This window comes from Streptomyces sp. NPDC031445 (assembly GCF_055581365.1).
Window position 1 is genome coordinate 231,897 of record NZ_JBVIJO010000003.1, and the last position, 25,099, is coordinate 256,995.

Below are 25,099 nucleotides of genomic sequence, written 5' to 3' on the forward strand. Positions count from 1 at the left end.
GTTCCCGCCCGCAGCCGAGTGTCCCGGCGCGGCGGGGCGCCGGCCGGGGCCGTCAAAGGTGCGGCAGCGACAGCGGCGGGTGTCGGCGATCCGGGCCCCGAGAAGTGGTCCGGGCTCCGGGTCGGCGTTCCCGGCGGAGGGCGAGTGTTCCGGCGTCCGGGGGCGTCAGGGGTTCGTCTGGTGGGTCGTCGTGGGTGCCGGGGGTGTGTCGGCCGCGCGGGCCGGGCCGGCGTTCGCCGCGAGGAGGAGGGCCGCGGCGGCGATGACGGCTGCGATGATCCCCCGTGCGGTGGAGGTTCGGCCGATCGGGCGGGTGCGGGAGTGCGGCGGTGCGTAGGGTGCGGATGTACGTCCGGGCACGGCGACCTCACAACACAACAGCGGCGTGTTAAGCATGTTTAACTCGCCGTTTAACCTAGGGGCTGCCGAAGCGCAACGGCAAGGGGTGACAGGCCAGTTGGGGGGAGCAGGCGGCATGCGGGAGCGGGACGACCCGGAGGTCATCGGGCGGCGGGTACAGCGGCTGCGCAATCAGCGGGGGCTCACTCAGCGACAGCTGGCGGAGCCCGCGTACACCCCCGCCTACATCTCCACCCTGGAGGCCGGCCGGGTGCGCGCCTCCGACGAGGCGTTGCGGCACATCGCCGACCGGCTGGGGGTCGCCTTCGAGGAACTGGCCGTCGGCCGGCCCGCCCACCTCGCCACCGACCTGCGGCTGCGGCTCACCGAGGCCCAGCGGGTCCTCGCCGACGGACGGGCCGAGGAGGCGGCCGCCCAGTACGCCCTGCTGCGTGCGGAGGCCGAGGCCCACGCACTGGCGCACGAGCACGCCGCCGCCCTGCTCGGGCTCGGGGAGTGCGCCTTGGAGACGGGGCAGCTGACCACGGCGCGCGAGTGCTTCGAGCAGGCCGAGGAGCGGCTCGCCGACGAGACCCTGCCGGTCCGGGTGCCCGCCCTGCGCGGCCGGGCCGTCGCCCACTACCTCGCCGGTGAACTCCGCTACGCCGTCTACCTGCTGGAGACCGCGCTCGACGAGCTGAACCGGGGCGGACTGCACGACCCCGACGCCCTCCTGCTGCTCTACGCCAGCATCATCGGCCCGTACATGGACATGGGCGCCCACGCCCGCGCCGCCCAGGCCGCCGAGTTCGCCCTGGCACTCGCCCCGCAGGCCGGCGACCCCGCGCTGATCGCCCGGATGCACCGCTCGGTGGCCCGCACCCTGCTCGCCGAGGGCCGCGCCGACGAGGCCGACGCCTCCCTGGCCAAGGCCGCCGAGCTGTACCGGCGGCTGAGCCTGCGCACCGAGCTGGCCAACTGCCACTGGATGCGCGGCTACGTCTGCGCCCAGAACGGCGAACTGGAGCGCGCCGAGCACGAGTTGCGCCAGGCGCACACCATGCTGTCGGAGACCCGGGCCGCCCTGTACCGCAGCCAGGCCGCCGTGGAACTCGCCGACGTCCTGCACCGCCGGGGCAAGTCCCAGGAGGCCGCCGGACTGCTGGAGGAGGTCCTCGGGGACTTCTCCTCCGAGCGCGGCGCCGTCCACGCCGCCGGCGCACACCGCCTCCTCGGCATCATCGCCGAGGACGCCCGGGACACCGAGGCGGCCGAGGAGCACTACGTCCGCGCCCTCAGCCTCCTGGAACGCGCGGGCGCCGCCGGCGACCTCGCCGACCTGTGCCGCCTCCTCGGCGACCTCTTCCGCCGTACGGGCCGCGTGGAGGCCGCCCTGGACGCCTACCGCACCGGCCTGGGCCACCGCACCGCCCCCGGCACCACCACCCTCGGCCCGGCCCCCGCCCAGCCGCCGCTCTGACGACTCACACCTGCGCCCGGCCCTGCTTGCGGATGTCGGCCAGGCGCAGGGCGCCGACCTGCACGGCCGCCTGGGTGGCGTCGTTCGGTACGTCACCCAGGCCGCCGTTGGTCAGCGCGAACGCGTCCTCGCCGACCCGGACGGCGGCCACGTCCAGGGTGAGCCGGAACTCCTGCTCGTCGGGCGTCGTACCGGCGACGGTGACGCGCAGCCCCTGGCGGGCGTCGCCCACCTCGGGCAGCGGGGCGTCCACGACCTGCACGTCCTCCTCGAGCCCCAGTTCGGTGGTGGCCGTGAACCGCGCGCACCGCGCCGGGAGCGTCCGCAGCCACGCCAGCACGGCGTCGACGTCGGCCGGGCGGCGGGCGCCGATCTGGTAGCGGAGCTGGGCGTCGGTGTCGGCGTCGTCCAGGCCGGCGGTGACGCGGGCCGGTCCGCCGAGCAGCTCGTCGCTGTACAGGGCGTCCAGCAGCCGCTGGCACTCCCCGGCCGAGGTCCGCGCCTTCAGCAGCCCGTCGTGCCAGGTGGCCGCCCCGCGCGAAGCGGTCCAGGGATCGCCGAGGTCGCTCGGGCCGATCAGCGCGGCCTGCGCCTGCTCGTCGCTGAGCGAGGAACCGCCGGCCCGCGCGGACGGCCGGGGCGTCGGGGCGGGCCGGTCGAGCGTGGGCAGGGGGTGCGGCGCGCTCGCCGGGTGGTTGAGGCCGAAGGCCGCGCAGGCGCCGGCGGTCAGCAGGCCGGCGCCGGTCAGGGAGAGGGTCACGGCACGGGGGAGGTGGGGTATCTCGGGGGACATCGGTGCCTCCTGGGCTGCGGGCGGCCGGGGTGCCTGGTCTCACGGCACCACCGCCCTGACCTGCGCACCAACGCTCCGGGCCGTACGGGTGAGGGGGCGCCGGGAAATCCGTGGCACGGCCCCCGCGGGACCGGTGCGGTGCCGTCCGCGCCGCGCGCCCGCCTGTGCCCGTCGAGCACGACGGCGCCGCGGACCGTCCCGGGACGGGACTGATCTAAGGTCGGCACGACGGAAGGAGTCCGCCGTGGACGGTCAGCCCATTCCCGTGATCATCGACTGCGACACCGGCGTCGACGACGCCCTGGCCCTGCTGTTCGCCGTGCGCCACCCCGGACTCGACCTGCGGGCGGTGACCTGCGTGGCCGGGAACACCGACGTGGACGGGGTGGTCCGCAACACCCTCACCGTGCTGGAGCAGGCGGGCGCTCCCGCCGTACCGGTGGCCCGGGGTGCCGAGCGCCCGCTGCTGGAGCCGGCCCGCCCGGCCCCGGTGCACGGCGCCGACGGCATGGGCGACCTGGGCCTGCCCGCGCCCACCCGGACCCCGGTGGACATCGACGCCGTCAGCCTGCTGCGCCGGGAGATCCTGGCCTGCCCGCGCCCGGTGACGCTGATCCCGACCGCGCCGCTCACCAACATCGCCCTGCTGCTGCGCACCCACCCCGAGGTGACCCGGAACATCGAGCGGATCGTGTTCATGGGCGGGGCGGTGGCCACCGGGAACGCCACGCCGGTCGCGGAGTTCAACGTCTGGCACGACCCGGAGGCGGCGGCGGTCCTGCTGACCGCCGGGGTGCCGATCACGATGTACGGCCTGGACGTCTTCCAGCAGGTCGTGGTGGACAGCGCCGAGGTCCACCGGCTGCGCGCGAGCGGTGAGCCCGGCACCCGGCTGGCCGGTGAGCTGCTCGCCCACCGGCCGGCCCACCAGGGCGAGCCGCCCCAGGCGGAGGAGGCGGGCGGCCTCGGCGACGCGGGCGCGGTGTGCGCGGTCGCCGACCCGCAGGGCATCACCACCCGCCGGCTCCCGGTCGAGGTCTCCCTCGCCCCGGGCCCCACCCGGGGCCAGACGATCGTCGACCGCCGACTCCGCCCCGGCGAGTCCGAGATCCACGAGGGCGGACGCGAACGCGCCCTGGTGGACGTGGCGTTGGAGGTGGACGCCGACCGGTACGCGAAGCTGTACCTGGAGACCGTCGCGCGGTAGGCGCTAGTCGGCGGCGGACGGCGAGACCGCCCAGCGCTCCTCGACCCGGGCGACCTTCCAGTACGCCAGCGCCGCCGCCCACACCAGGACGAACAGGCCGACGATGAGGTAGCCGACGTTGTCCAGGTCGAGGCCGGCGATCCAGCCGGTGATGTCGTCGTGCAGGCCGAACTTCTCGTGCAGGACGCCGACCAGCTCGATGGTGCCGATGAAGAAGGCGACCGCGATGGACAGACCGGTGATGGCGAGGTTGTAGAAGACCTTGCGGACCGGGTTGGAGAAGGCCCACTGGTAGGCGAAGTTCATGAACGTGCCGTCGAGGGTGTCGAACAGGCTCATCCCGGCGGCGAAGAGCAGGGGCAGGCAGAGGATCGCGTACCAGGGCAGTCCCGCCGCCGCGCCCGAGCCCGCCATCACCATCAGCGTGACCTCGGTGGCCGTGTCGAAGCCGAGGCCGAAGAGGAAGCCGAGCGGGTACATCTGCCCCGGCCGGGAGACGGACTTCGTCAGCCGGCCGAGGACGCGGTTCATGAACCCCCTGGCGTCCAGGTGCGCTTCGAGCTGCTTCTCGTCGTAGGCGCCCGCCCGCATCGCCCGGAAGACCTTCAGGATGCCCACCAGGGCGACCAGGTTCAGGGCGGCGATGAGGTAGAGGAACGTGCCGGAGACCGTCGTACCGAGGAAGCCGAGCACCTGGTGGGTGGTGGAGCCCTCGTTCATGACCTTCCCGGCCAGCGAGGTGCCGCCCGCGATCAGCAGCGCCAGCAGCACCACCACGCTGGAGTGGCCCAGCGCGAACCAGAACCCCACCGACACCGGCCGCTTGCCGTCGGCCATCAGCTTGCGGGTGGTGTTGTCGATCGCCGCGATGTGGTCGGCGTCGAAGGCGTGCCGCATGCCGAGGGTGTAGGCGGTGATGCCCAGCCCGACCCCGAAGACGTCGGAGCCGACCCTGTAGTGCTCGGGCGCGACGAGGACGTAGAGGATTCCGAACGCGACGACGTGGAGGGCGACGATCACCGCCAGCAGCCCCACCGTCTTGACGGTGTCCTCGCGTCGCCAGCGGAAAGAAACGGCATCGGCCATGGGTTCACGCTCCAGCACCTCGTGGATCACTTCGTGAGCTGCCGTGGCCGGTCTCCTGGCTTACGGGTCGTACGTCCGCCGTTCCTGCCTTCCCGGTCTGCGACCAGTGGCCCGGCGGTGCCGGACGGAACGGGAACTCCCCGATCACAGTGGCGAGGGCCGCGTCGACCTTCCATCGACTTCCCGAACACCACGGCCCGCCCACCGTAGAGGGGCACGCGGTTTCCTGCATAGCTGCGCACCTGCGCAGGTATCGAAGATCACAGAGAGGGGGCCTGCCAGACTGGCCCCATGCATCTCGTGCCTGCCGACCGAGCCGACCGTCGTTCCATCGACGGGCACCGGGTCTGCGAGGCGATCGCCGCCATCGGTGAGGCGGGGCGCCTGCGCACCTGGGCCGACCGTTTCTCCCTGCTCGCCGACGCCAACCGGCTGGCGCTGCTGGTCGCGCTGCACCGCACCGGGCCGCTCGCCGTGTCGGACCTCGCCATCGCCACGGGGATGAACGACCCCGCCGTCTCCCAGGCCCTGCGGCTGCTGCGGGCGGCCGGGGTCGTGGCGGGGGAGAAGGAGGGGCGCGTGGTGCGGTACAGGGTGGTGGACGCGGACGTCCGGGGGCTGTTGGAGCACTGCGTGGGCTGAACGGCCGCGCAGGGTTCCCTTTCCGGGCAATGTGGACAGATACAGATTCCGTACCGTCGTCCGTCCCCTGGGAGCCCGTATGGCAGACCTCTCGCCGGACCTCTCGTCCAGGAACCCCGACTGGTGGCGGCAGGCCGTCGTCTACCAGATCTATCCGCGCAGCTTCGCCGACGCCGACGGTGACGGCCTCGGCGACCTGCGGGGCATCACCGAACGCCTGGGCCATCTCGCCTCCCTCGGCGTGGACGCCCTGTGGCTGAGCCCCTTCTACCCCTCCGAACTCGCCGACGGCGGCTACGACGTCATCGACCCGCGCGGGGTCGACGAGCGCCTCGGCACCCTGGACGACTTCGACGCCCTGGTGGGCGAGGCGCACCGGCTCGGGCTCAAGGTGGTCGTGGACATCGTCCCCAACCACACCTCCCACCTGCACCGCTGGTTCCAGGAGGCGCTGCGTGCCGGGCCCGGGTCCGCCGCCCGGGAGCGGTACGTCTTCCGGCCGGGGCGCGGCGCGCACGGTGAACTGCCGCCCAGCGACTGGCAGTCGGTGTTCGGCGGCAGCGCCTGGCGGCGGGTGCCCGACGGGGAGTGGTACCTGCACCTGTTCGCCCCCGAACAGCCCGACCTGAACTGGGACGACGAGGAGGTCCGCGCCGACTTCCGCAGCACCCTGCGGTTCTGGTCGGACCGGGGCGTGGACGGCTTCCGCGTGGACGTCGCCCACGGCCTGGCCAAGGACCTCACCGAGCCGCTGCGGGACATCGGCGGCATCGGCGCGACCGGCGAGCAGGCCCTGCCGCTGGTGCCGCCGGGCAGCCACCCCTACTGGGACCGGGACGAGGTCCACGAGATCTACCGCGACTGGCGCAAGATCTTCGACGCCTACAGCCCGCCGCGCACCGCCGTCGCCGAGGCCTGGGTCCCCGGGGCCCGCCGCGCCCTGTACGCCCGCCCGGACGAACTCGGCCAGGCCTTCAACTTCGAGTACCTGGAGGCGCGCTGGGACGCGGAGGAGCTGCGGGACGTCATCGCCGCCTCGCTGGTCACGGCCCGGGCCGCCGGCGCCTCCGCGACCTGGGTGCTGTCCAACCACGACGTCGTGCGGCACGCCTCCCGGCTCGTGCTGCCGGCCGGCACCGACCCGGCCGCCTGGCTGCTGTCCGGCGGCGCCGCGCCCGCGATCGACACGGCGGCGGGACTGCGCCGGGCCCGGGCGGCGACCCTGCTGATGCTGGCGCTGCCCGGCTCCGCGTACCTCTACCAGGGGGAGGAACTCGGCCTGCCCGAGGTCGCCGACCTGCCCACCGAGGTGCTCCAGGACCCGATCTGGGAGCAGACCGGCCATGTCCGCAAGGGCCGCGACGGCTGCCGGGTGCCGCTGCCGTGGACGACGACCGGACCGTCGTACGGCTTCGGGCCCGGGCCCGGCTGGCTGCCGCAGCCGGCGGCCTTCGCCGGGTACGCCGTGGAGGCGCAGGCCGGCGCCGAGGGCTCCACGCTGGAGCTGTACCGCTCGGCCCTGCGGCTGCGCCGCAAGCTCCTCCAGGGCGAGACGCTGACCTGGACGCCGGACGCGCCCCGGGACGTCCTGGACTTCGGCCGCACCGAGACCTGGCGGAACGTCACGAACCTCGGCGGCGAGCCGGTGCCGCTGCCACCGGGCGAGGTCCTGCTGAGCAGCGGCCCGCTGCCGGAGGGGAGGGTCCTGCCGCCGGACACCACGGTCTGGCTGGCCTAGGGCCTCTCGTGCGGACCAGGCCGGACCAGGCCGGCAGACCCTAGCCGGCCGGCGGCGCCGGGCTGGGGGTGAGGCCGGCGCCCGTGCCGGCGCCCGCACCGCCGCCGCCCGTGCCGCCACCGAGGGCGCCGAGGTCCAGCGGGGTGGACGTGGCGGTCGGCGGCGGGGTGAGCACCACTTCCGGCTGGCCCGCCGGCGGGGCGGGCGGCGTCAGGTCGGACGACGGCAGCTTCGGCGGGGTGGTCTGGTTGAAGATGGTCTGGTCGAAGTCGACCAGACCGGTCTTCTCCATCACCGTCATGTGGTCCAGGACGGTGTCGTTGGCCTGGTCGGCGAGGGCCCGCACCAGCGAGTTCTTGGTGGTGGAGCGGATCTTCGCGATCGTGTTGAAGATCGAGCCGTGCGTCATGCGCAGGATGTTGGCGAAGTCGGTGTCGAACTGCTTGCCGCTCTCGCCCTTCAACTGGTCGACGAAACCGACCTGTTGCGGACTCGCCACGTTGGGCAGCGTGATGTTCAGCATGGGGCCGATCTTGCGGCAGGACGCGTCCAGCGCGGCGTGTCCGTCGATCAGGTGCTCGCTGGCCGTCCTGACCCCCTTGCTGGAGCCCTTCTGGAGCCCGATCTGGCCGAGCGGGTACTCCCACAGGCCGGCCGCCCGCACCTTGACCACGAAGTCCCGGTCCGCCTCGGTGAGCGGTCCCCACTGCGTCTGCGCGATGATCCGCGACTGTGAGCTGGAGACGGTGCTCAGCCCGAGCATGCCCGGGTAGGCGAGGGCCGCGAGGGTCAGGGCCATCGCACCGCCCACGAAGAGAGTTCCCGTCGCGTTCCGCGAAAAGCGCACCGTTCCTCCTGCCTGCGGGTCCCGCCCGTCGTTCGGACGCACAGCAGTACGGACGCGGAGGCCGTTCGGCTCAGTGGGCGCGGGTAAAGAATCTTCCGGGGCGGTTGGCACAAGGTTGACCGCTGCCCGGCACAAGGTTGACCACTCCCCGGGAGAAGGCAGACCGGGACCGCCCCTAGATTCGCCGCATGCCCCCACCGTCGCCTCACCGGCCCCCCGCCGCGCTGCCCGTCCTGCCCTACCGCAAGCCCACCCGGGGCCGCGACTACTGGGTGCTGGACGACGTCCTGCCGGACGCCGACGCCGTACGGGAGCGGTGCCTGGCCAAGGACGACTGGGCCGAGGGGTACCCGTACACCTCCGAGACCTGGCCCGGCCTGCGCGCCATGCCCGCCCTGGAGCCGGGGGAACTCGCCCGGATCGAGCGGCTGGTGCGGAAGGCGACCGGGGCGCGGGAGCTGTGGGTGCAGCGGGCGCCGGGCGGCGGCACCCTCAACCACAACTGCGTCCAGGTGGTCGGCGAGGGCGAGAGCGAGCCCCGCCCGCACACCGACTCCCGCGCGCTGTGCCGGTACGCGGCCGTGCTCTACCTCAACCCCCGGGCGCCCAAGGACTGCGGGACCGCCTTCTACCGCCAGTCGCTGCCGGGCGGACGGCTCGGCGGCAACATCGTGCAGGCCCCGCACACCAACCTGGTCGAGGCGCTGGGGACGCGGTTCGTCCCGGCGGACCACTTCGAGGAGGACGTCCGCGTCCCGCACCGGTACAACCGCCTGCTGCTCTACCACGCCAACCTGGTGCACAGCGCGACCGGCTACTCCGGCCGGACGCTGGAGGAGAAGCGGATGACGGCGGTGTTCTTCTGGATGGCCTGACCGGTACGGCCGCACACCGCCCGCCCCCGCGTCCGGCCGCGGACGGTGTGAGGGGGCCGGGCGTGCGGTACCCATGACCGGTATGAGCAGTGTCGCCATCGTGGGAGCCGGACCGGGACTCGGGACCGCCGTCGCGCGGCGGTTCGGGCGCGAGGGGTTCGCCGTCGGGCTCGTCGCCCGGGACCGGGGGCGGCTGGACGCGATCGCCGGCGCACTGGCGGCCGAGGGCGTCACCGCCCGCGGGTTCGCCGCCGACGTGCGCCGGCCGGAGCAGCTGGCCGCGGCGCTGGACGAGCTGGCCGACGCCCTCGGGACCGTCGAGGTGCTCCAGTACAGCCCGGTGCCGCACCGCGACTTCATGCGGCCCGTGCTGGAGACCCGGCACCGGGACCTGGTGGGGCCGATCGAGTTCTCCGTGTACGGGCCGGTGGCCGCCGTGCAGCAGGTGCTGCCGGGCATGCGACGGCTGGGGCGCGGGACGATCCTGTTCGTCAACGGCGGGAGCGCCGCCGTACCGCATCCCGAGCGGGCCGGCACCTCGATCGCCTTCGCGGCGGAGAGCGCGTACGGGCACCTGCTGCACGACCGGCTGGCGGGCGAGGGCATCCATGTCGCCCAGCTGGTCATTCCCGGGGTCATCACGGCAGGTCACGAGCGCAAGGACCCGGGTGTGCTCGCGGAGCGGCTGTGGAGCCTGCACCGGGAGCGGCACGGGTTCCGGCACTACGCCGACGACCTCGACGGCTGAGCGCTGCGCTGACCCGGCTGCTGACCGGCTGGAAGCGGTCACCCTGCGGGGAGTGACGTTGTGGGCCAATATGGGGCTATTGGCCGCTTCGCTCTCTTCAAAGGGGGCCTCCATGGCTGTCGACATCCCTCCGCTCGTCAGGACGTCACGGCTCAGAAGCCGGGGCGGGCTGCTCGGCGAGTGCCTGGCGGAGTTCCTCGGGACCTTCGTCCTCATCGCCTTCGGCTGCGGTGTGGTCGCGATGGCGGTCGCGGCGCTGCCCGGTTCGGGACGGGCCGCCACCCCCACCACGATCTTCCTCGCGGCCGGTGACTGGCTGCTGGTCACCTGGGGCTGGGCGATGGCCGTCGTCTTCGGCGTCTACGTGGCCGGCGGCGTCAGCGGCGCCCACATCAACCCGGCGGTGACCCTGGCCATGGCCGTGCGCCGCGGCTTCCCCTGGGCCAAGGTGCTGCCGTACTGGTTCGCGCAGGTCGTCGGCGCCCTCACCGGTGCCGCGCTGGTCTACCTCGTCTACCACAACGCGATCGACGCCTACGACAGCACCGTGCCGGGACCGAAGGTGAACGGGCACACCAACACGACGTTCTCGATCTTCGCCACGTTCCCGGCCCCGTACTTCCACGGTGGCATCTGGGGGCCGCTCATCGACCAGATCGTCGGCACGGCCTTCCTGCTCATGCTGATCGCGGCCGTGCTCGACCTGCGCAACCAGGCCGTGAGGGCCAATCTCGGCCCACTGGTCGTGGGCTTCGTCGTCGCCGCGGTCGGCATGTCCTACGGCGCGAACGCCGGCTACGCCATCAACCCGGCCCGTGACTTCGGGCCGCGCCTGCTCACCTACGCGGCGGGCTGGGGCAGCCTGGCGTTCCCGGGGAGCGTGTCCGGCTCCTTCAGCGCGTACTGGTGGATCCCGATCGTCGGTCCGCTGGTCGGCGGCGTGATCGGGATCGTGGTCTACGACCTGTTCATCGGCGACGTACTGCTCCTGCGCTCCGAGCTGGCCCAGCTGCCGGAGCCGGGCAGGGCGACACACGTGAGGACCAGCGAGGAGGAGTAGTCGGGAGGCACCGGGCCGGGAGACCGGCGGAGCCCGACGGTCGTGACCACCCGTACGGCGCTGGGCGCGCGGGGCGTGGAGCCGAACCCGAACCGCACGGGCGGCGCGACCGGTGCGAGCGGGCCCTGGTCCCGGCCGTCGTACACCGTGGTGGCCGACACGACCGGCAGCAGGTCCAGGGCGCCGTACCACTCGCGCCGCCCGCCGCCCGCGCTGCCCCGGGTGCGCACGCCGAGCAGCAGCCGCGCGGGCGGGTACGTCAGCACCGTCCAGGCCGGCCGGGCGGCGAGCGGCGCGGGCACGGCGCGCAGCAGCCGGCCCATGAGGCCGCGCGGGCCGGTGGTGAGGCGCAGGTCCAGCGGGCCGGCCGTGATCTCCCAGTGCCGGCCCGCGATCCGTACGGTGACGGGCGTGACCACCACGTCGTCGAAGGTGTAGGTCGCGGCGATGAAGTCGGCGGTCCGCCGGGACGGCGCCAACAGCAGCCGGTGCCCGTCCGCCCGCTCGACCATGACGTCGCCGAACCGCCCGAACGGCGACCGGTCCCAGTGGCCCAGCACCACCCGGGTGCCGGACGCCGTCCCGGTCCCGACGATCCACCCCTCGAAACGCGTCCGCGTCCGCCGGCCGGGCATCGCGTCACCCGTCACCGCTGCACCGCGTCACCGGAAGCGCGGCACGGACCGGGCACCGCCCCGGCGCTTCCCGCCGGGCTTCGCGCACCGCGGCCTCCCGCACCGCCACCAGCCCGCCTGCATCGCCGCGTCGAGCAGGTACGTGGGGCGGATCCGGCCGAGGGGCACGTAGACGAGGTCGACGGCCGGCAGGGTCACGGCGGGCCCGATGCCCGCCCGGCGCGCCTGGCCGAGCGATTCCGGGGCCGGACCGGTGCGCAGCAGGGGCCACCCACCGCCGACGAGATCGAACAGGCCCTGCGCCCGGGCCACGGTCACCGCGCTCATCGGCTTCCTCCCGGTCACCTCGTGCCCCCCTGGACGCCACCGGTCCCGAGTGACCCACGCGTGCCCCGGCAAACCGGCCGGCGTGGGTCAGAGGGCCAGCAGCAGCGCGGCCAGGGCGGTGAAGCCGGCGCACACCGCGAGCGCCACGCCCACGCAACGCCGCCGCAGTTCGGCGTACCGCTGCTCGTACTCGGCCCGCAGCGACACGCACCGGGCCGCGACGCGTTCGAGGTCGGCCCGGGCCCGCAGCAGGCTGTCGGCGGTGTACCGCCGCTCGACCTCCTCACGCTGCGCCGTCGTCAGCCAGTCGAGGGAGCCGGCGAACTCCCGGGCGCGCTGCTCCGCCTCCGCGACCCTGGCCTGCCACAGCAGATAGCCCTCGACCTCGTTGCCGAGGTCGCCGCTCACTCCGGTCCCCTGCTGGGGCAGACCGCTCACTCCCGGCCCCGGTCGCTCGTGATCGCGGTGCTGTGGCCCTCCTGCTCCCGCATGGCGATGTCCGGGTGGTGCAGGTCGAACGCCGGGGACTCGCTGCGGATGCGGGGCAGGGTGACGAAGTTGTGCCGGGGCGGCGGGCAGGAGGTCGCCCACTCCAGCGAACGGCCGTAGCCCCACGGGTCGTCCCTGCCGACCGGCTTGCCGTACTTGGCCGTCTTCCAGACGTTGTAGAGGAACGGCAGGATCGACAGACCGAGCAGGAAGGAGCTGATGGAAGACACCGTGTTCAGCGCGGTGAAGCCGTCGGCGGCCAGGTAGTCGGCGTAGCGGCGCGGCATGCCCTCGGCGCCCAGCCAGTGCTGGACCAGGAAGGTGCCGTGGAAGCCGGTGAACAGGGTCCAGAAGCAGATCTTGCCCAGGCGCTCGTCGAGCATCTTGCCGGTGAACTTGGGCCACCAGAAGTGGAAGCCGGCGAACATCGCGAAGACCACCGTGCCGAAGACGACGTAGTGGAAGTGGGCCACCACGAAGTAACTGTCCGTCACGTGGAAGTCCATGGGCGGGGAGGCCAGGATGACACCGGTCAGGCCGCCGAAGAGGAACGTCACGAGGAAGCCGGTCACCCAGAGCATCGGTGTCTCGAAGGACAGCGAGCCCTTCCACATCGTGCCGATCCAGTTGAAGAACTTGACCCCGGTCGGCACGGCGATCAGGAAGGTCGTGAAGGAGAAGAACGGCAGGAGCACGGCGCCGGTGGGGAACATGTGGTGCGCCCACACCGTGACCGACAGGCCGGCGATGGCGATGGTCGCGGCGACCAGGCCCATGTAGCCGAAGATCGGCTTGCGCGAGAACACCGGGATGACCTCGGTGACGATGCCGAAGAACGGCAGCGCGATGATGTACACCTCCGGATGGCCGAAGAACCAGAAGAGGTGCTGCCACAGGAGCGGGCCGCCGTTGGCCGCGTCGTACACGTGGGCGCCGAGAATGCGGTCGGCCGCCAGCGCGAACAGGGCGGCGGCCAGCACCGGGAAGGCGAACAGGACCAGGACACTGGTCAGCAGCACGTTCCAGGTGAAGATCGGCATGCGGAACATGGTCATGCCGGGCGCGCGCATCGCGGTGATCGTGGTGATGAAGTTGACGGCACCGAGGATGGTGCCGAAGCCGGAGAACGCCAGACCCAGGATCCACATGTTCGCGCCGACCCCGGGGGTGCGGATCGCGTCGGACAGGGGCGTGTAGGCGAACCAGCCGAAGTCGGCCGCGCCGTTCGGGGTGAGGAAGCCGGCCACCGCGATGAGCGAGCCGAACAGGTACAGCCAGTAGGCGAACATGTTCAGCCGGGGGAAGGCCACGTCGGGCGCGCCGATCTGCAGCGGCATGATCCAGTTGGTGAAGCCGGCGAACAGCGGGGTGGCGAACATCAGCAGCATCACGGTGCCGTGCATCGTGAACAGCTGGTTGTACTGCTCCTTCGAGATGATCTGGAGTCCGGGACGGGCGAGCTCGGCGCGGATGATCAGCGCCATCACCCCGCCGGCCAGGAAGAACCCGAACGACGTCGACAGGTAAAGGGTGCCGATCGTCTTGTGGTCGGTGGTCGTCAGCCACCTCACCACGACATTGCCGGGCTGCTTGCGCCGGACCGGCAACTCGTTCTCGTACGAGTCCTCGGCTGGGGCGCCACCGCCCTGTGGTTCGTTGAGGATGCTCACCAGTCGTCCGTCTCCCGATGCTCGCCGTCCGCCCACGACAGGACGTCGGTCACCCGCCATCCTCGCCACGCGAGGCCGCGCCGGAGGCCCTGAGCGTGCGACGTGCGGCCATTCGGATGACGGATGCACCCGTCCGGCCCAACGAGCCGGGGCCCGTGGCCCTCCCTCGCGTTCCGGCGGGCCTCGTGGCGCCTCTTGCGGGAAGAGCCCGCGGCCCCGCCCGGCGGGAGCCGTGACGGCTAGGATCCCGGGCATGGCCCTGACAGTGAGCGACGTGGAGCGGTTCGAGGCGGCCCGGCCCCGGCTGGAGGCCATCGCCTACCGCCTGCTCGGCTCGGCGAGCGAGGCCGAGGACGCCGTGCAGGAGACGTTCCTGCGCTGGCAGGCCGCCGGCGCCGGCCACGTCGCGGTCCCCGAGGCCTGGCTGACGAAGGTGCTCACCAACCTCTGCCTCAACCAGCTCACCTCGGCCCGCGCGCGGCGCGAGACCTACGTGGGCCAGTGGCTGCCCGAGCCGCTGCTCGCCGGGGACCCGATGCTGGGGCCGGCCGACACCGCGGAACAGCGCGAGTCGGTGTCGTACGCCGTCCTCACCCTGCTGGAGCGCCTGGCCCCCAGCGAGCGGGCGGTGTACGTGCTGCGGGAGGCCTTCGACTACCCGCACCGGGAGATCGCCCAGATCCTCGACATCAGCGAGGCCGCGAGCCAGCAGATCCTCCACCGGGCCAAGAAGCACGTCGCGGACGGCAAGGCCCGCATCGAGATCGACGAGGCCGCCGCCCGGCGGATCGTCGAGGAGTTCCTGGCCGCCGCCACCAGCGGCCGGACCGAGCCCCTGGTGCGGCTGCTCACCCAGGACGCCGTCTCGATCGGCGACGGCGGCGGCAAGGTCCCGGCCCGCACGAAGGCGTTCGAGGGCGCGCTCGCGGTCGCCACGTTCATGCGGGGCCTGTTCAAGCCCGGCACGGCCAAGCGCAACCTGCTCGGCGGCTCGCCCGGGATCTACGCCACCACCGCCAACGGCGAGCCGGCCGTCGTGGCGGTCCTCGACGGGCGGGTCGTCGGCGTCATCTGCCTGGAGGTCACCGCCGACGGCATCCGCGCGTTCCGCGGCCAGGCCAACCCGGACAAGCTCGAACGCGCGACCCGGCACTGGGCGGCCACCGACCACGGCGAACCCCTGCTCCACCCCTTCTGATCCCGGTTTCCCCACCCACCGACGTCGGTGTGACGTGCTTCACATCCCGTTCCTGTCAGGAAATGGCGGGCCGCCCGGTTCAAGGGGCGAATCCGCTCAAGACAGGAGCCAGGAAATGCCGCACCGCATCGTCGTCCTCGGAGCCGGATACACCGGAGCCATCACCGCCGGGCGCCTCGCCAGGCGGCTGCGCCCCGAAGACGTCTCCCTCACTCTCGTCAACGCCGAACCCGACTTCGTCGAGCGCGTCCGGCTGCACCAGCTCGCCACCGGCCAGGACCTCAAGCCCCGGCCGTTCAGCGAGATGTTCGCGGGCACCGGTGTGCGGCTGCGGCTCGCACGGGTCGCCGGCGTCGACGTCGACCGCAGGACGGTCGCCGTCACCGACGCGGACGGCCCCGGGGAACTGGAGTACGACACCCTCGTGTACGCCCTGGGCAGCGGCTGGGACGACCAGGGCGTGCCCGGCGTGGCGGAGCACGCCCACGACATCGCGGGCCGTGCCGGAGCGCTGCGGCTGCGCGAGCGGCTGGCCGGGCTGACGGCCGGGCAGCCGGTGGTCGTGGTCGGCGGCGGCCTCACCGGTCTGGAGGCGGCGGCCGAGATCGCCGAGGCCCGACCGGACCTCGACGTCGCCCTCGTCGGCCGCGGCGGCCTCGGCGACTGGCTCTCCGCGAAGGGCCGCGCGCACGTGCGCAAGGTCTTCGCCGGGCTCGGCGTCACGGTGCACGAGCACACCGACGTCACGGCCGTGGCGGCCGACCGCGTCACCACCGCCGACGGGACCGCGGTCCCGGCCGCGGTCACCGTGTGGACCACCGGCTTCGCCGTCCACCCGATCGCGCGGGCCACCGGCCTGGAGGTCACCGGAACCGGCCAGATCGTCGTCGACCGGTCCATGCGCTCGGTCTCACACCCGGACGTGTACGCCGTCGGCGACGCGGCCCTGGCGACGGGCCCCGGCGGCAAGCCGCTGCGGATGTCGTGCGCCTCGGGCGTCCCCACCGCCTGGCAGGCCGCCGACGCCATCGCGGCGCGCCTGACCGGCGGCAAGCTCCCGAAGGTGCCGCTGCGCTACTTCAACCAGTGCGTCTCGCTGGGCCGCAAGGAGGGCCTGATCCAGTACGTCACCGCCGACGACCGCGCGGTGCGGGCGGCCCTGACCGGCCGGATCGCCGCCGTCTACAAGGAACTGGTCTGCAAGGGCGCGGCCTGGGGCGTCGCCAACCCGCTGTTCGTCCCGGCCCCGCGGCGGCGCGTGGTGCGGGAGCGGCAGGACGCGGTGGCACGGGCGAACGCACCCGCCTGAACCCGGCGTTCGGTCCCGGGCTCCGCGTCCCGGGCGCACGGCGTCCGGGGTCCGCCGCGCGGGCCACACCGGTTGTCGTCGGCGGTTCGCGGCGACAACCGGGCGGCGCGGGCCGTGGCACCCCGGCACGGGAACCGGCTCGTGGCCGAACCGGTTGCCGCACGGGACACTGCGCAGGTCCGGCCCGCTCCGTCTCCGGGTGCCACATCCCACGCGGCTCACACCCGTGAACCGGGACGCCGTGGTCACCGGGAGGTCACCAGCGCCAGGCGTCCTCGTCGGCGCGCGGGGCCGGGGCCGCGGCGGGCGCGGCCGGCGCGGCCGGGGGCGCGTCGTGGCAGGTGAAGCCGAGCCGGGTCAGCGCCCGGCGCATCTCGCCCGACGTGAAGTCGCGGCGGTCCTGCTTGGTGATCACTTCGCCGACCTGCATGACGGGGTAGACGCGGCGGCCGATGCTCACCGAGATGCCGGTGACCGGTTCGGGCGAGATCCCGTTCATCGACTGCTCGACCTCGCTCTTGGTCAGGTCGAAGGGGAAACGGGCGATGACACAGCGCATGGCGGACTCCACAGGGTTGGGGGAGGGACAGCGGAGGGATCGACCGTAGGCTCGCCCCGGACGCGGGGAGCGAATCCCGGTGCCTGGACTACGAGTTGTTCCTCGGGGCGGAGCGACGGGTGCGGGCGGCCGCCCCCCGGCCGGCGGCGCGTCCCCGGCGGCTGCGCGGGGCGGACGCGGTGCGCTCGCTGCGTTCGGCGGCCGGCACGGTGACCGTGACGGGCACGCCGGAGGGGGTGCGGGCGCCGGTGATGCGGTGCAGTTCGGCCTCGCCGGGGCGGACCCGGACGCTGCTCGCGGTGATGCCGGCGTCGGCCATCAGGCGGTCCATCGCACGCCGCTGGTGGGGCAGGACGAGGGTGACGACCGTGCCGGACTCGCCGGCCCGGGCGGTACGGCCGCCCCGGTGCAGGTAGTCCTTGTGGTCCCCGGGCGGGTCGACGTTGACGACGAGGTCGAGGCCGTCGACGTGGATGCCGCGGGCGGCGACGTTGGTCGCCACCAGGACCGTGACGTGGCCGTCCTTGAACTGGGCGAGCGTGCGGTTGCGCTGCGGCTGCGACTTGCCGCCGTGCAGGGCCGAGGCGCGCACCCCGACGGACAGCAGGTGCCTGGCCATCCGGTCGACCGCGTGCTTGGTGTCCAGGAACATGATCACCCGCCCGTCCCGGGCGGCGATCTCGGTCGCGGCGGTGTGCTTGTCGTCGTCGTGCACGTGCAGCAGATGGTGCTCCATGGTGCTGACGGCTCCCGCGGACGGGTCGACCGAGTGCACGACGGGATCGTGGAGGTAGCGCCGTACCAGCAGGTCGATGTTGCGGTCCAGGGTGGCCGAGAACAGCAGCCGCTGGCCGCCGTCGGCGACCTGGTCGAGCAGGGCCGTCACCTGCGGCATGAAGCCCATGTCGGCCATCTGGTCGGCCTCGTCCAGGACGGTGACGGCGACCTGGTCCAGCCGGCAGTCGCCCCGCTCGATGAGGTCCTTCAGACGGCCGGGTGTGGCCACGACGACCTCGGCGCCGCCGCGCAGCGCGCTCGCCTGACGGCCGATCGACATGCCGCCCACCACCGTGGCGAGCCGCAGCCGCAGGGCGCGGGCGTACGGGGTGAGGGCGTCGGTGACCTGCTGGGCCAGTTCCCGGGTGGGCACGAGGACGAGCGCGAGCGGCTGCCGGGGCTGGGCCCGCTGCCCGTCCAGACGGGCCAGCAGCGGCAGGCCGAAGGCGAGCGTCTTGCCCGAGCCCGTGCGCCCGCGGCCCAGGACGTCCCGGCCGGCCAGCGCGTTCGGCAGCGTGGCCGCCTGGATCGGGAAGGGCGCGGTGACGCCCTCGGCGCCGAGCGCGGCCAGCAGGCGTGCGGGCATGTCCAGTTCGGCGAACGTCTCGACCGCGGGCAGCGGTTCGGTGAGGGTGACCGGCAGGGCGAACTCCTGCCGGCGGGTGCCGGAGCGCGCGCCGGCGCCGCTCCTGCGTCCGGTGCCCGGACGGGCGCCCTGCCGGCCCTGCTCCTGTGCACGGGAACGGCCGCCGCGCGTGCCGCCGGCCGTCCGGGTGGAGGTCCGGTCCGCGCGGAAGCGGCCTGGTTCGCCGCCGGTGCGACGGGTGCGGTTCATGAGGGAACCTTCCTCGATGCGGCGTATCGAGGAATTCCGCCCAGCGGTGAACGAGCCGCGCGTGGATTCACAAGAATGAGCCGACGGAAATGCGAAAATCCGGCCTGGGCCGGGAAAACAACGGGCTGGGGCCCGCACCTCGAGAGCGCGGACCCCAGCACCATGCAGCGCGTCAGCGTCAGGCGGGAACGATGTTCTCGGCCTGCGGGCCCTTCTGGCCCTGCGTGACGTCGAAGGTAACCTTCTGGCCTTCCTGAAGCTCGCGGAAGCCGGAGGTGGCGATGTTCGAGTAGTGGGCGAACACGTCGGCGCCGCCGCCGTCCTGCTCGATGAAGCCGAAGCCCTTTTCCGCGTTGAACCACTTCACGGTGCCAGATGCCATATTGAATCTCCCTCGGGGGCCATGCCGGACTCCGCACTTTACGGAGCCGAGTCGCCGCGATGATCACCCCTCCGGAAGAATCCGGAAAGCTCTGCAAAGAAAAATCTCTGGCAACCAAAACTGCAACTGGTATCACGCTAACACAGGCAGGCCGGAAGCCCCACGTGTTTTCGTGATCGTCCAGGTATTCTGACGCCGTCGTGGTCGGAATTTCTGCAGTGGCGGCTCTAGATATCCGCACCGCGTTCGGCGGCCCGCCCCATCGTGCAGGCGGGGTAGCCGTCGCCCAGGTCGCCGGCGACGGGGGCGTTCTCGGCGGGCATGGCGCCTTCGTCCCGGGGTGCGGCGAGGAGGCCCAACTCTGACGCCAATGGCCTAGGAGATCTGTCCTCGCCGTGACAGACTTCCTCTCGCGGCAACCGATGCGCCTGCTCCGTCCACCCATCGGTGGACGGAGTACGCGTGTCGGCGGACGGGAACGCCGGCCGGCCTGCGTGTGGGGGTCGGCCGCGCTGATCTCGCTCAGCGCGGAGTCGGTGTCGCGCTCGACGGCCAGGTCGCCCAGGGGGACGATGCCGACCACGCGGTCCGTTCGGGATCGGCCACCGGCAGCCGGCGCACGGCCTTCTCCCGCATGAGGCCGTCCACGCGGTCGACGGGGTCGTCCGGGGTGACCGTGGTCAGGTCGGTGCCGCACGCGTCGTCGACGTGCACACTCTGACGTCGCCGCCCTCCGTCGGTATCCGCACGGTGAAGCCCCGGTCAGTATCCGCACGGTGAAGTCCCGGTCCGTCACCAGGCCGCGCGGGTGGCCCTCCGGATACGCGTCGCGTTGTCCCCTCCATGTCCGCTTCAGTGGGATATGGAGGGCGGTGTACACATCTGTTCACACGGGCACCCGTCAGCTACTCCACCCTCAGGACAACCCCCTGACCGCACCAGCGGGAGGAAGCATGATCAGCCATCGGCATCTGGTGGAAGAGGTGGCGTCACGGGCCCGTCTCGGTGACGAGGAGGCGGCCGACGCCGCCGTTCACCTCGTCCTCGCGGCGCTGAGCAGCCGCCTCGACCCACCGCACCGGGAGCACCTGCGGCAGGCCGTGCCGCCCCACGAGCGGGGCGCCCTGGAGATCGGCGCGCGGCGGCACGGCGGCGAGGCGCCGGCCGGGCCGGCCGATCCGCTCGACGCGTTGCTGGCCGACGTCGGCCGGCCCGTGGACGCCACCCCCGAGCAGGCGCTGTTCCTGGCGCGGACGGTGGTCTCCCGGCTCACGGCCGAGGACACCGGCCTGGAAGCCGACCTGCGCGGTGCCCTTCCGGAGGAGTTCGGGCCGCTGTTCGCGGAGGCCGGCCCGGGGCCCGGACGGCCGGACCGCTGACCCTCCGGGGCGGGTGGACCGCCTGATCCGCCCGCCCCGCCCGTACCGTCGGCCGCGCCGGCGTGGACTGGACTTGCCGGTCCATTTTTTGCGGCGCACAGTGGCCCGCACACCCGAGACGAGGAGAGCGCGCCATGAGCGGACGGCTGCGGAACAAGACGGCACTGGTCACCGGATCGACCAGCAACATCGGACAGGCGATCGCGGAGGCGTTCGCCGCGGAGGGGGCGCACGTCGTCGTGTCCGGGCGGAACCGGGAACGGGGCGCCCAGGTCGTCGCGGGGATCCGCGCGTCCGGCGGCCGGGCCGACTTCCTGGCGGCGGACCTCGACGGCAGCGCCGCGGCCTCCCGGGACCTGGCCGCCCGCGCCCGCGAGACCCTGGGCGGGCGGATCGACATCCTGGTCAACAACGCGGGCGTCTACCCGGCCCCCGGCACCGCCGCCACCGACGAGGAGACCTTCGACCAGGTCTACGCGGTGAACGTCAAGGCGCCGTTCTTCCTCACGGCGGCCGTCGTCCCGGGCATGGCGGAGGCCGGCGCCGGGGTGATCGTCAACCTCGGCTCGTGGATCGCCCGCCTGGGCGTGCCGAGCGGTGCGCTCTACAGCTCCACCAAGGGGGCCATGGAGACGCTCACGCGGGCGTGGGCCGCGGAGTTCGGCCCGCTGGGCGTGCGGGTGAACGCCGTCTCACCGGGCGTGATCCTGCCCCCGGCGCCCCGGGGCGGCGAGCCGCATCCGGGCGAGGTCATGATGAAGGGCACCCCGGCCGGCGGCGTCGGCACGCCGGACGCCATCGCCCATGCCGCGGTCTGGCTGGCCAGCGACGAGGCGGCCTTCGTGCACGGAACCGTGGTGGACGTCGACGGGGGCAGGACGGGCGTCGCCGTCATCGCCGCGTAGCGCCCGCCGGTCGTTCACCAGGTGCGGGCGGCGGCGGTGCGGGCTGCCGGGAGGTGAGGCCGTCCGCCTCGCCGGGGCCGGCGGGAGGGGTGCCCGGGAGCCGGTGCGTGCGGCTGTCCGGGCCGGTGCGCAAGCCGTCAGGAGAGTTCCCGCCCGTGACGGGGCATACGGAAGACCAGGCGCCACGGCACCGGTCGACGTACACGCGCGGCGCCTCACGAGCACAGGAGGCCACGACATGGCAGGGGCGGAGAGAGCCGGGACCGACCGGCAGCGGCAGCGGACGGAACCCGGTGCCCGTGCCCGGCTCACCGACGCGGTGGAAGCCATCGGCGCCGGAGCCTACGTCGTCGACGCGCAGGGCCACATCCTCGCCGTGAACGCCCTCGCCGAACGGCTGCTGGGCCGCCCCGCCGCGGACCTGCTCGGCCAGGACGCCCACGACCTGCTGCACCGCGGGCCGCAGGGCCAGCCGCTGCCCACGACGCAGTGCGCCATGCGCCAGGCGTTCCACGCCGGGAACCCGGCGCAGGGTCACACGGAGCACTTCCTGCGCGGTGACGGCTCCCTGCTGCCCGTCTCCTGGATGATCGCCCCGTACGACCTCGGCGACACCGGCGACCGGCGAACCGGCACGCTCGTCCTCTTCCACGCCCCCGAGCGGGCGGACGTCGCCGAGCCGCGCCCGGAGCGGGCCACCGAGACGCTGACCGACTTCGAACGGCTGGCCCTGCTCGCCGAGACCACCACCCGGCTGACCTCCACCCTCGACGTGGACGAGGCACTGCGCCGGCTGGTGTCCCTGGTGCTGCCCCGGCTGGCGGACTGGGCCGTCATCGACCTGATCACCGAGCACGACGAGGTGTGGCGCACCGCCGTGGTGCACGCCGAGGGCGACCGCCTGGTCCACCACGAGGACCTGCAAGGGCCGATGCCGCCGGTGCCCGAGGAGTCGCCGATGCCGCTGTCCCGGGCACTGCGCGGTGTCGCCTCCGCGCTGGCCGGGCCGGCCACGTACCGGCGTGCCCCGGATTCCGGCATCGCCGTCGAACAGCGCCGTCTGTTCGAGGCCACGGGCATCCACTCGGCGGCCATCGCCCCCATCCGCGGCACCCGGGAGGTCCTCGGGGCCCTCACCCTGGGCCGGGCCGGGAAGCCGGGGGACTTCACCACCGCCGATCTGCCCCTGCTGGAGGACATCGCCCGCCGCGCCGGCGTGGCGCTGGACAACGCCCGCCTCTACCAGCGCCAGCGCGCGGTCGCCGAGACCATGCAGAACCACCTGCTGCCGCAGATGCCGCGGGTCCCCGGGCTCCAGATGGCCGTCCGCTACCTGCCCGCCCCGGACGCCTCCCAGGTCGGCGGCGACTGGTACGACGCCTTCACCCTGCCCGACGGTGCCACCGCCCTGGCCGTCGGGGACGTCGTGGGCCACGATCTGGAGGCCGCGGCCGGCATGGCCCAGCTGCGCAACATGCTCCGCGCCTACGCCTGGTCCCAGCAGGAACCGCCCAGCCGCATCGTCCAGCGGCTCGATGAGGCGATCATGCCCATCACCGACGTCACCATGGCCACCCTCATCCTCGCCCGGCTCACCCGGACGGACGACGGCGACTGGGAGCTGACCTGGACGAACGCCGGCCATCCCCCGCCCCTGCTCGTCACCCGCGACGGTCTGGCCGACTACCTCACCGAAGGTCACAGCCTCCTGCTGGGCACGGGGGTCGGCGCGCCCCGCCCCGACGCCAGCGTGCTGCTGCCCCCGGGCTGCACCCTGCTGCTGTACACCGACGGCCTCATCGAGGCACCCGGTTACACCCTCGACGAGGGTCTGAGCCGGCTGCGCCAGCACGCCGCCGCCCTCGCCCACCGCCCGCTGCCGTCCCTCACCGACCAGCTCCTGCGCCGCGTCCACCCGCCCGGCCTCGACGACGTGGCCCTCCTCGCCCTGCGCACACCGCCCCAGCCGCGCCCGGGCCGGACGGAGCCCCGCGGACGGTGAGTCAGGCGGTCCCGCGCGGCTCGCCCCCGCGGCCCCCGGCCGTCTCCAGCAGTCCCACGAACATGGTCCGGTGGAGCACCTCCACGTGCCGGCGCGCGATGTCGGCCGCCGCCGCGGTGTCACCGGCGCGCAGGGCGTCGACGAGGGCGCGGTGTTCGAGGTTGGACTCGCGCAGGGCGTCCATCGGGTAGGGCAGGTAGAAGCGGTACAGCCGCTGGAGCACGCCGCGGTAGGCCTCGGCCGCCGCGGGGACGCCGGTGGCGGCGGCGACGGCGAGGTGGAACCGTTCGTCGCAGCCGTGGAACTCCGCCCAGGTCGGCACCTGGTCCATCTCGTCGGCCAGCCGCTCCAGGTGCGCCAGGGCGGCTTCGTCGGCGTTGCGGGCGGCCAGGTGGGCGAGGCCGCACTCCAGCACGAGCCGCTGGTCGACGAGCGCGTGGACCTCGTCGTTCCGCGCGCGGTAGTCGTCCATCGCGCCGACCACGCCCCGGGCCGGCCGCTCGGCGACCCGGGTGCCTCCGTTGCGGCCCCGGCGGCGCTCCAGGACGCCGTCCTGGCAGAGCGTGGACAGCGCACGGCGGACGGTGATCTCCCCGACGTCGAGCGCCGCGGCTATCCGGTCGGTCGGGGGGAGCTTCTCGCCCGGGGCGAGCAGCCCCAGGTCGACGGCGAGCCCGATGCGCGCGCGCACGGTGTCCAGGGCCGTGAGCCGGCGGATGCCGTCGAGCGCGGGGGCGTCGAAGGGCAGTGCCGCCGCGCCGGCCGGCCGCGTGTCGGGGCCGTCGGGGGCGGGGCCGTCCTGGGGGTGAGGCATGCCGTCAATGTAGCGAGAGCGGAAATCGGATCAAAATGATTCTATTGATTAACAGCTCACCTTGAGCTAATTTCCTCGCCATGTCCCGTCCCCTCCCCCTCGCCCTCGTCCAGGCACCTCCCCGCCCGGCGACGGCACCCCTGTCCGGATTCGCCGAGGACGTCGGGCAGCTGCTGGACCGCTTCCCGCAGACCCGCCTCGCCGTGTACCCGGAACTGCACCTGTGCGGCGTCGACGGCTCGCCGTCGGCGACCGAGCAGCTCCAGGAGGCCGCCGAGCCGCTGGACGGCCCCCGCTCCCGGCAGCTCGCCGAGCTGGCCGGCGACCTGGGCATCTGGCTCGTACCGGGCACCGTGTGCGAGCGCGGCGAGCGGGGCGAGCTGTTCAACACGGCGCCGGTCTACTCGCCGGAGGGCCGTCTCGTCGCCTCGTACCGCAAGATCTTCCCGTGGCGGCCGCACGAGCCGTACGACCCCGGCGACCGCTTCGTCGTGGCGGACCTGCCCGGCGTCGGCCGCATCGGCATCTCCATCTGCTACGACGCCTGGTTCCCGGAGGTCGCGCGCCAGCTGGCCTGGCTGGGCGCCGAGGCGATCGTCAACCCGGTCATGACCACCACGGCGGACCGCGCCCAGGAACTGGTGCTGGCCCGGGCCAACGCCATCGTCAACCAGGTCTTCGTGCTCAGCGTCAACACCGCCGGCCCCCTCGGCACCGGCCGCAGCCTGGTGGTGGACCCCGAGGGACGGGTGCGCGCCGAGGCCCCCGACTCGGCCCCCACCGTGCTGACCGACGTGCTCGACCTGGACGACGTCACGCGCGTCCGCACCTTCGGCACGGCGGGGCTCAACCGCATGTGGGACCAGTTCACCGACGCCGACACCCCGATCGACCTGCCGCTGTACGGCGGCCGCATCGACCCCGGCCGCTGGCGCCCCGCCACCGGCTGAATCCGTCCGCCCGCTCGTCCGTCCCCGTCCCCCGGAGCTCCCCCCGGAGCCCG

At 73.4% G+C, this 25,099-nt stretch carries 26 protein-coding genes and 1 riboswitch; of the genes, 13 read left to right on the forward strand and 13 right to left on the reverse strand.

The window, feature by feature from the left end; genetic code table 11:
- Positions 1-475 precede the first annotated feature (475 nt).
- Positions 476-1,819: a helix-turn-helix domain-containing protein gene (locus ACZ5DC_RS11295; RefSeq protein ID WP_468651642.1), complete on the forward strand. Its 1,344-nt coding sequence runs from the start codon at positions 476-478 to the stop codon at positions 1,817-1,819.
- Positions 1,820-1,823: 4 nt separating this feature from the next.
- Here the strand turns inward: ACZ5DC_RS11295 and ACZ5DC_RS11300 are convergent, their stop codons facing one another.
- Complete coding sequence (locus ACZ5DC_RS11300) at positions 1,824-2,612, reverse strand: hypothetical protein (protein ID WP_468651644.1); 789 nt, start codon at positions 2,610-2,612, stop codon at positions 1,824-1,826.
- 244 nt (positions 2,613-2,856) lie between these two features.
- Between ACZ5DC_RS11300 and ACZ5DC_RS11305 the strand changes: the two genes are divergently transcribed.
- Positions 2,857-3,819 (forward strand): nucleoside hydrolase, encoded by a 963-nt coding sequence (locus ACZ5DC_RS11305; protein WP_468651645.1) that lies wholly within the window; start codon positions 2,857-2,859, stop codon positions 3,817-3,819.
- Positions 3,820-3,822: 3 nt separating this feature from the next.
- On the opposite strand, the gene nicT is transcribed toward ACZ5DC_RS11305, so the two are convergent.
- Positions 3,823-4,905 (reverse strand): Nickel transporter NicT, encoded by a 1,083-nt coding sequence (gene nicT, locus ACZ5DC_RS11310; RefSeq protein ID WP_468651647.1) that lies wholly within the window; start codon positions 4,903-4,905, stop codon positions 3,823-3,825.
- 28 nt (positions 4,906-4,933) lie between these two features.
- A riboswitch (cobalamin riboswitch) is annotated at positions 4,934-5,115 on the reverse strand.
- A gap of 81 nt (positions 5,116-5,196) precedes the next feature.
- On the opposite strand from nicT, the gene ACZ5DC_RS11315 reads away from it, so the two are divergent.
- Positions 5,197-5,547, forward strand: coding sequence for an ArsR/SmtB family transcription factor (locus ACZ5DC_RS11315; protein ID WP_030640383.1), 351 nt, complete (start codon positions 5,197-5,199; stop codon positions 5,545-5,547).
- Between the two features lie 79 nt (positions 5,548-5,626).
- On the forward strand, positions 5,627-7,285 hold the full coding sequence (locus ACZ5DC_RS11320; protein ID WP_468651649.1) for a glycoside hydrolase family 13 protein: 1,659 nt from the start codon (positions 5,627-5,629) through the stop codon (positions 7,283-7,285).
- Positions 7,286-7,325: 40 nt separating this feature from the next.
- On the opposite strand, the gene ACZ5DC_RS11325 is transcribed toward ACZ5DC_RS11320, so the two are convergent.
- Positions 7,326-8,096 (reverse strand): DUF4142 domain-containing protein, encoded by a 771-nt coding sequence (locus tag ACZ5DC_RS11325; RefSeq protein WP_468652067.1) that lies wholly within the window; start codon positions 8,094-8,096, stop codon positions 7,326-7,328.
- Between the two features lie 224 nt (positions 8,097-8,320).
- Between ACZ5DC_RS11325 and ACZ5DC_RS11330 the strand changes: the two genes are divergently transcribed.
- From ACZ5DC_RS11330 to ACZ5DC_RS11340, 3 genes are all read left to right on the forward strand, one after another.
- Positions 8,321-9,007 (forward strand): DUF6445 family protein, encoded by a 687-nt coding sequence (locus tag ACZ5DC_RS11330; protein WP_366750055.1) that lies wholly within the window; start codon positions 8,321-8,323, stop codon positions 9,005-9,007.
- A gap of 82 nt (positions 9,008-9,089) precedes the next feature.
- The gene (locus tag ACZ5DC_RS11335; RefSeq protein ID WP_468651651.1) at positions 9,090-9,755 is read left to right on the forward strand and encodes an SDR family NAD(P)-dependent oxidoreductase; all 666 of its coding nucleotides are present in this window, start codon (positions 9,090-9,092) and stop codon (positions 9,753-9,755) included.
- A 112-nt stretch (positions 9,756-9,867) separates the two neighbouring features.
- Positions 9,868-10,815, forward strand: a complete 948-nt coding sequence (locus ACZ5DC_RS11340; RefSeq protein ID WP_468651653.1) for an MIP/aquaporin family protein — start codon at positions 9,868-9,870, stop codon at positions 10,813-10,815.
- Here the strand turns inward: ACZ5DC_RS11340 and ACZ5DC_RS11345 are convergent.
- The 4 genes from ACZ5DC_RS11345 to ctaD form a co-directional block, all read right to left on the reverse strand.
- Positions 10,713-11,450: a hypothetical protein gene (locus tag ACZ5DC_RS11345; RefSeq protein WP_468652069.1), complete on the reverse strand. Its 738-nt coding sequence runs from the start codon at positions 11,448-11,450 to the stop codon at positions 10,713-10,715. The two genes, ACZ5DC_RS11340 and ACZ5DC_RS11345, sit on opposite strands and share 103 nt — an antisense overlap.
- A 27-nt stretch (positions 11,451-11,477) precedes the next feature.
- The gene (locus ACZ5DC_RS11350) at positions 11,478-11,777 is read right to left on the reverse strand and encodes a hypothetical protein (RefSeq protein WP_468651655.1); all 300 of its coding nucleotides are present in this window, start codon (positions 11,775-11,777) and stop codon (positions 11,478-11,480) included.
- An 87-nt stretch (positions 11,778-11,864) separates the two neighbouring features.
- A complete protein-coding gene (locus ACZ5DC_RS11355) occupies positions 11,865-12,185 on the reverse strand; it encodes a cytochrome C oxidase subunit I (protein ID WP_468651657.1) in 321 nt (106 codons plus the stop codon).
- 26 nt (positions 12,186-12,211) lie between these two features.
- Positions 12,212-13,936, reverse strand: coding sequence for an aa3-type cytochrome oxidase subunit I (gene ctaD / locus ACZ5DC_RS11360; protein WP_468651659.1), 1,725 nt, complete (start codon positions 13,934-13,936; stop codon positions 12,212-12,214).
- A 253-nt stretch (positions 13,937-14,189) separates the two neighbouring features.
- On the opposite strand from ctaD, the gene sigJ reads away from it, so the two are divergent.
- Together sigJ and ACZ5DC_RS11370 are read left to right on the forward strand one after the other, a co-directional pair.
- A complete protein-coding gene (gene sigJ, locus ACZ5DC_RS11365) occupies positions 14,190-15,134 on the forward strand; it encodes an RNA polymerase sigma factor SigJ (protein ID WP_468651661.1) in 945 nt (314 codons plus the stop codon).
- Positions 15,135-15,249: 115 nt separating this feature from the next.
- A complete protein-coding gene (locus ACZ5DC_RS11370) occupies positions 15,250-16,443 on the forward strand; it encodes an NAD(P)/FAD-dependent oxidoreductase (RefSeq protein WP_468651663.1) in 1,194 nt (397 codons plus the stop codon).
- A 256-nt stretch (positions 16,444-16,699) separates the two neighbouring features.
- Here the strand turns inward: ACZ5DC_RS11370 and ACZ5DC_RS11375 are convergent, their stop codons facing one another.
- From ACZ5DC_RS11375 to ACZ5DC_RS11395, 5 genes are all read right to left on the reverse strand, one after another.
- The gene (locus tag ACZ5DC_RS11375) at positions 16,700-17,002 is read right to left on the reverse strand and encodes an SCO5918 family protein (RefSeq protein WP_468651665.1); all 303 of its coding nucleotides are present in this window, start codon (positions 17,000-17,002) and stop codon (positions 16,700-16,702) included.
- A gap of 88 nt (positions 17,003-17,090) precedes the next feature.
- Positions 17,091-18,614: a DEAD/DEAH box helicase gene (locus ACZ5DC_RS11380; protein WP_468651667.1), complete on the reverse strand. Its 1,524-nt coding sequence runs from the start codon at positions 18,612-18,614 to the stop codon at positions 17,091-17,093.
- A gap of 178 nt (positions 18,615-18,792) precedes the next feature.
- A complete protein-coding gene (locus tag ACZ5DC_RS11385) occupies positions 18,793-18,996 on the reverse strand; it encodes a cold-shock protein (RefSeq protein WP_007383480.1) in 204 nt (67 codons plus the stop codon).
- Positions 18,997-19,223: 227 nt separating this feature from the next.
- The gene (locus ACZ5DC_RS11390) at positions 19,224-19,367 is read right to left on the reverse strand and encodes a hypothetical protein (protein WP_468651669.1); all 144 of its coding nucleotides are present in this window, start codon (positions 19,365-19,367) and stop codon (positions 19,224-19,226) included.
- Positions 19,368-19,518: 151 nt separating this feature from the next.
- Positions 19,519-19,710 carry a hypothetical protein gene (locus ACZ5DC_RS11395; RefSeq protein WP_468651671.1) on the reverse strand — a complete coding sequence of 64 codons (192 nt, stop codon included), beginning with the start codon at positions 19,708-19,710 and terminating at the stop codon, positions 19,519-19,521.
- Positions 19,711-19,949: 239 nt separating this feature from the next.
- Here ACZ5DC_RS11395 and ACZ5DC_RS11400 point away from each other — a divergent pair, with 239 nt between their 5' ends.
- The 3 genes from ACZ5DC_RS11400 (at position 19,950) to ACZ5DC_RS11410 (ending at position 23,282) form a co-directional block, all read left to right on the forward strand.
- Positions 19,950-20,375 carry a DUF2267 domain-containing protein gene (locus ACZ5DC_RS11400; RefSeq protein WP_366750065.1) on the forward strand — a complete coding sequence of 142 codons (426 nt, stop codon included), beginning with the start codon at positions 19,950-19,952 and terminating at the stop codon, positions 20,373-20,375.
- A 134-nt stretch (positions 20,376-20,509) separates the two neighbouring features.
- Positions 20,510-21,280, forward strand: a complete 771-nt coding sequence (locus tag ACZ5DC_RS11405) for an SDR family NAD(P)-dependent oxidoreductase (protein WP_468651673.1) — start codon at positions 20,510-20,512, stop codon at positions 21,278-21,280.
- 238 nt (positions 21,281-21,518) lie between these two features.
- Positions 21,519-23,282 carry a SpoIIE family protein phosphatase gene (locus ACZ5DC_RS11410; protein WP_468651675.1) on the forward strand — a complete coding sequence of 588 codons (1,764 nt, stop codon included), beginning with the start codon at positions 21,519-21,521 and terminating at the stop codon, positions 23,280-23,282.
- Between the two features lies 1 nt (position 23,283).
- Here the strand turns inward: ACZ5DC_RS11410 and ACZ5DC_RS11415 are convergent, their stop codons facing one another.
- Positions 23,284-24,096, reverse strand: coding sequence for a FadR/GntR family transcriptional regulator (locus ACZ5DC_RS11415; RefSeq protein ID WP_468651677.1), 813 nt, complete (start codon positions 24,094-24,096; stop codon positions 23,284-23,286).
- Positions 24,097-24,176: 80 nt separating this feature from the next.
- On the opposite strand from ACZ5DC_RS11415, the gene ACZ5DC_RS11420 reads away from it, so the two are divergent.
- The gene (locus tag ACZ5DC_RS11420) at positions 24,177-25,046 is read left to right on the forward strand and encodes a carbon-nitrogen hydrolase family protein (protein WP_366750071.1); all 870 of its coding nucleotides are present in this window, start codon (positions 24,177-24,179) and stop codon (positions 25,044-25,046) included.
- The last annotated feature ends 53 nt before the right edge of the window (positions 25,047-25,099 follow it).